Origin of the sequence: Sphingobacterium sp. T2 (assembly GCF_000814685.1) — a bacterium.
GTDB lineage: Bacteria > Bacteroidota > Bacteroidia > Sphingobacteriales > Sphingobacteriaceae > Sphingobacterium > Sphingobacterium thermophilum.
The window spans coordinates 1-4765 of the sequence record NZ_JXAC01000088.1 but is presented as its reverse complement, the minus strand read 5'-3'; the positions used below and the strand labels follow the sequence as shown (position 1 = coordinate 4765).

The following is a 4765-nucleotide window of genomic DNA, read 5'->3' as shown; positions in this document are numbered from 1 at the left end:
TCAAAGTTCTTCCACGCCAAGATCTTTTTGTATTCTWMAGCATCAAAAGGAGCTTCGTTGAGTGCTTTTCTTTCTTCTGCCGACAGCTCTACGACGTCATCGTAGAAGCCTGGGATAGTGATGTGGTTGTTTTCATCGTGTAGGGAGGCAATCATTTTAGCTAATATAGTCGCTGGGTTAGCTACCGCACCTCCATAAACACCAGAGTGCAGGTCACGGTTAGGGCCTGTAACTTCCACCTCTACGTAAGAGAGACCACGAAGTCCTGTCTCTATAGAAGGGGTTTCCATGCTGATCATGGAGGTGTCAGAAATCAGGATGATATCTGCTTTAAGGCGTTCTTTGTTTTCTTTAACGAAAGTACCCAAGTTTGCTGATCCTACTTCTTCTTCTCCTTCTATCATGAACTTCACGTTACATGCCAGCTCGTTTTCTCTGACCATATATTCGAAGGCTTTCACATGCATGTAGAACTGACCTTTGTCATCAGCGGCACCACGTGCGTAAATCTTGCCATCGCGGACGGTAGGCTCAAAAGGAGGGGTCTCCCACAATTCCAAAGGATCGGCTGGTTGTACGTCATAGTGACCGTAAACCAACACTGTCGGTAATGAAGGGTCTATGATTTTCTCGCCGTAAACGATAGGATAGCCTGCCGTAGGACAGATCTCCACATTGTCGGCTCCGGCATCCTTTAGCTTTTGAGCTACAAATTCGGCGGTACTCAACACGCCTTCTTTATATTGAGGGTCAGCACTTACTGATGGAAAGCGCAATAATTCAAATAACTCTTCTAAGAAGCGGTCTTTGTTCGCTTCTACATATTGTTTGATCTTTTGCATTTTAAGTATGTGTTTTTTACAAAAATAGACATTATTATGGATAATAGTAGTTTATTTCACATTCCTCCATAACAGAACGTAATTTGAAGATTTTTCGACAGACTTTTACCGACAAAAATGCGGTGTTTACCGATGTTAACGTTTCATTAACGGTAATCTTCTATGAATTTTATATAGAAGCTATTTTCTTTGTTTTAGCAAAAATATTTTAAGTTTAAGGAATTTATTAACAAACCCCCAATATGAGAACAACCTTTATTAGCTTAATCGCTTTATTGTTTTGTGTGGTTCAGAGTATGGCGCAGGATAAGATTTCCGGTCGTATTTTGGACCTTTCTGAGAAAATCCCTTTGAAGAATGCTTCGGTAATGTTGTTACAGGCCCAAGATTCTATACTTGTGGGCTACACCAGAGCGGATGAAAAGGGTGTTTTTTCGTTAAACAAACCTAAGTCGGGAGACTTTTTGGTAGTCGTTTCTTACCCTAAGTATGCCGATTTTTTTAAAGAAATCAAAGAAACAGAACCTGAATCTGATCTGGGAGAAGTATTGTTGACCAGTGTTGCCCACCTTATTGAGGAGGTGGTGGTAAAACGACGTGCTGCCATCACGATTAAGGGCGATACTACTGAATATGATGCCTCCCAATTTAAGATGGAGAAAAATGCGAAGGTCGAAGATCTTCTGAAAGTGCTGCCAGGGATTACAGTGGACGCTTCAGGAAATATTACCGCGCAGGGAAAGACCGTAAAAAAAGTGTTGGTGGATGGAGAGGAATTCTTTGGGGATGACCCTACGCTGGCTACGCGCAATATCCGCTCGGATATGGTGGATAAAGTTCAGGTATATGAGAAGATGTCCGACCAAGCTGAAAGAACGGGCGTGGATGATGGTGTGCGAGAGCAGACAATAAACCTGAAATTGAAAGAAGATGCGAAGAATGGTATCTTCGGTAAGGCCTTGGCCGGTGGTGGTACAGATGGCTACTATATGGGGCAATTGATGTTTAACAAGTTCAAGGGCTCACAAAAGATTTCGGCCTACGGCTTGTTAGGTAACAATGCTACAACTTCGATGAACTGGGAAGATGCACAAAAATACGGAGGAGATTCCGGCTCCACCGTGTCGGATGAAGGTATAACCTTTGTGGAAAGCCAGGTGGATCCATTCTCCGGTCAGGGCGTAGTAGGTATCCCTCGTGCTCCGACTAAATAAGGACCGGTATTAATTAATAACGTACAAGTTTAATCGGAAGATAAGTACGATACTGTCAACTTAAGTTATAAGTACGGCGAACATTAAGAGTGATGGTGTGGATGAAACCCTCATGTCCGGAATTATCAACAGTGAGACCCGTAAAATGGTAGATACCAAAAACGATCAGCATAGGGTGAATCTGCGATACGACCTTAAATTGGATTCACTGAACAGTATCTTGCTGAGAGGGAATGTGTCGCGTAAGAATCTTTGGTCAGAGGATCAAACTAACTCTAAAAACTTCGGAAACGATTTGAGCTCTCCTGTTGCAGAAAATGTAAGTCGTCAGGTGAGCGACAGCGAGATCAACAACTATGGTGCTTACTTACTGTATACTAAGAAATTTATGAAAAAAGGACGCTCCATATCGTTGAATGCCGAAGTGAAGAGAGAAGAGAATACAGGTGGAGGAACACTGTACTCTACCCTTAGCAGAGCAAATGCTGCAGATACCATCACCGATCAATAATAAAAATCACAATCAGAAAGTTAACAATCTTATCGCAGGGGTGACTTATACAGAACCACTGACCAAGAAGTTAAACCTTTCTGTAGGATATAATGTGGAAAAGGTGGACAACACTTCCTTGATGGAATCTTTCAATACACAAGGAAATATGTTGGATTCGACATTCAGTAACAACTATGATTACAACCGCTTGAGCCAAAACGTAAGTGTAGGTCTTAATTATGCGGGAGAAAGCTTAAAGGTTAGATTCAATAACATCTTAAGTGATGACGCCTTGGACCAAACGAACAACTACACTTCTGCGACCTTGAAACGCTCTTTCTTCACGTATAATCCTATGATTACAGGAAGCTGGGCAATTACTAAGAGCAAGCACATGTGGTTCCAGTACAGTGGTAAAAATCAATTGCCTTCATTGAGTCAGATTCAACCGTTGCGTAACAATAATGATCCGTTGAATTTCTACGAAGGAAATGAGTCACTAAAACCTTCATTTAATAATAGTGGATCTTTAGGGTATTATTCTTTCCAAGCGTTGTCAGGAACATACCTTTATATAGGAGGAAATGTGAGCTTTGTGAATGACCCTATTTCGCAGAATATTACCAATGAAAATGGGGTGAACTATTACCGTTGGGCCAACATTGATGGAAAGACGGATAAAACCTTTAGCGGCTGGGCAGGTCGTTACTTCAAGCTAAGCAATAAACTTGGGCTGACCAATACCATCCAGCTGACATTGCTCAACTCCCAGTACAATAACTTTTTCAATGGTCAGGAAAACCTTATTAAATCGGATAGCTACAGCTTTTCTTATGATATTGGCCGTGATACAAAGACAGGTCTGAACTTTAATATCTCCTTGAATCCGCAATATCGTAAGATGACATCCAATTTAAGTCCTGATCAAGATAACAGTGGATTTGTATTCAAATCTTCAGGTAAAGTGGAATATTTCTTCCCTAAAGGATTTAAGATTTATACCAACTACTCTTACACTTACGAAGCACCTACGGATGCGTTCGACCAAAGTTTATCACGTCTGTTGATCGATCCGGGAGTGAGTAAAAAGTTCCTAAAAGACGAGTCATTGGTGCTAGATTTGGCTGTATATGATTTATTGAACCAAAATGTGGGCTATTCAAGAAGTCAATCCAATTCCGTATTCATGCAACGTAGATATGATACCATCCGTCGCTATGTAATGCTGAAATTGTCGTGGGACTTCAACAAAATGTTTATTAAATAAAAAAATGATAAAGAGAAGTATGATACAGTTAAGATATATATGTGCTTTGGTACTGTTACTAATAAGTATGGGCAGTGCCAAAGCTCAATACACCTTGTTCGGAGAATCAGGTACGGTGTATTTCGACAAAACCATGTACATAAAGAACATTGTTCGTAAACAGTTTATAGAAAGGTCGGACAACACCTTCAAAACGTATCTGGAGTCTATGTTGCCGCAACTGCCGGAGAATATGGTGCTGAAGAAAGAGCTTAAGTTCAACGGCAGTGAGACGATGTTCGTGCATCCAAAACAAGAGATTGATCAGCGGTTGAAGATGATTATCATGCAGCTGGGACTGGACATGGAGGCAACAACATACTCTAATCTTAAGACGAAAGATTATCAGCGTTTCAATGATTTCGCTGGTGAAAAGTTTATCATCAAAGATTCTATAAAGAATATCAAATGGAAAATTACCGATGAATACCGCGAAATCGCAGGCTATAACTGCCGTCGTGCCAATGGCTTGACACAGGACTCAGTCTATGTAGTGGCATATTATACCGTAGAAATTCCTGTAGATGGAGGGCCTGAATCTATTCATGGTCTGCCGGGAATGATTCTAGGTATGGTGGTTCCTAGCCAGCACGTGTCCTACTTCGCTACAAAGGTGGAGCTTACAGGAGGAACAGAGCTGGACAAAAAGGCTTTCGAAAATCCGAAAACCAAACGTATGACAAGAAATGAGCTCAAAGCAATGTTAAAACAAAATTTAGGTAATTTCCTGAATGAGGATATGTTGAACTACATCCTTCGTCTTACATTGCTTTAATGATATGCATTTATACCACAAAAAAGCTTCACCATTTTGGTGTTAGTCCTTTTTGATTGAAGATTCTACTTTCTAAAATTAATATAAAAAGACTTTATTTTTTTGCTTTGCATTTTTTATAGTCAGTTAATTTCA

5 protein-coding genes are annotated in these 4765 nt (G+C 40.5%); 4 read left to right on the top strand and 1 reads right to left on the bottom strand.

Annotation, left to right across the window (positions count from 1 at the left end):
* Window positions 1–842 (bottom strand): M20/M25/M40 family metallo-hydrolase (locus tag SD31_RS06805; RefSeq protein WP_039053579.1); only part of this gene is annotated, 842 nt, incomplete at its 3' end.
* Between the two features lie 242 nt (window positions 843–1084).
* On the opposite strand from SD31_RS06805, the gene SD31_RS16545 reads away from it, so the two are divergent.
* The 4 genes from SD31_RS16545 to SD31_RS06795 all read left to right on the top strand — a co-directional run bounded on the left by SD31_RS16545 (window position 1085) and on the right by SD31_RS06795 (window position 4630).
* Window positions 1085–2056 carry a carboxypeptidase-like regulatory domain-containing protein gene (locus tag SD31_RS16545; RefSeq protein WP_156138249.1) on the top strand — a complete coding sequence of 324 codons (972 nt, stop codon included), beginning with the start codon at window positions 1085–1087 and terminating at the stop codon, window positions 2054–2056.
* A 97-nt stretch (window positions 2057–2153) separates the two neighbouring features.
* The gene (locus SD31_RS16540; protein WP_156138248.1) at window positions 2154–2567 is read left to right on the top strand and encodes a hypothetical protein; all 414 of its coding nucleotides are present in this window, start codon (window positions 2154–2156) and stop codon (window positions 2565–2567) included.
* Entirely contained in the window at window positions 2539–3816 is a 1278-nt protein-coding gene (locus SD31_RS16535) for an outer membrane beta-barrel protein (protein ID WP_156138247.1), read from the top strand. Before SD31_RS16540 ends, SD31_RS16535 begins: the two co-directional genes overlap by 29 nt.
* A 19-nt stretch (window positions 3817–3835) precedes the next feature.
* Entirely contained in the window at window positions 3836–4630 is a 795-nt protein-coding gene (locus SD31_RS06795) for a GLPGLI family protein (protein WP_197053578.1), read from the top strand.
* Window positions 4631–4765 lie beyond the last annotated feature (135 nt).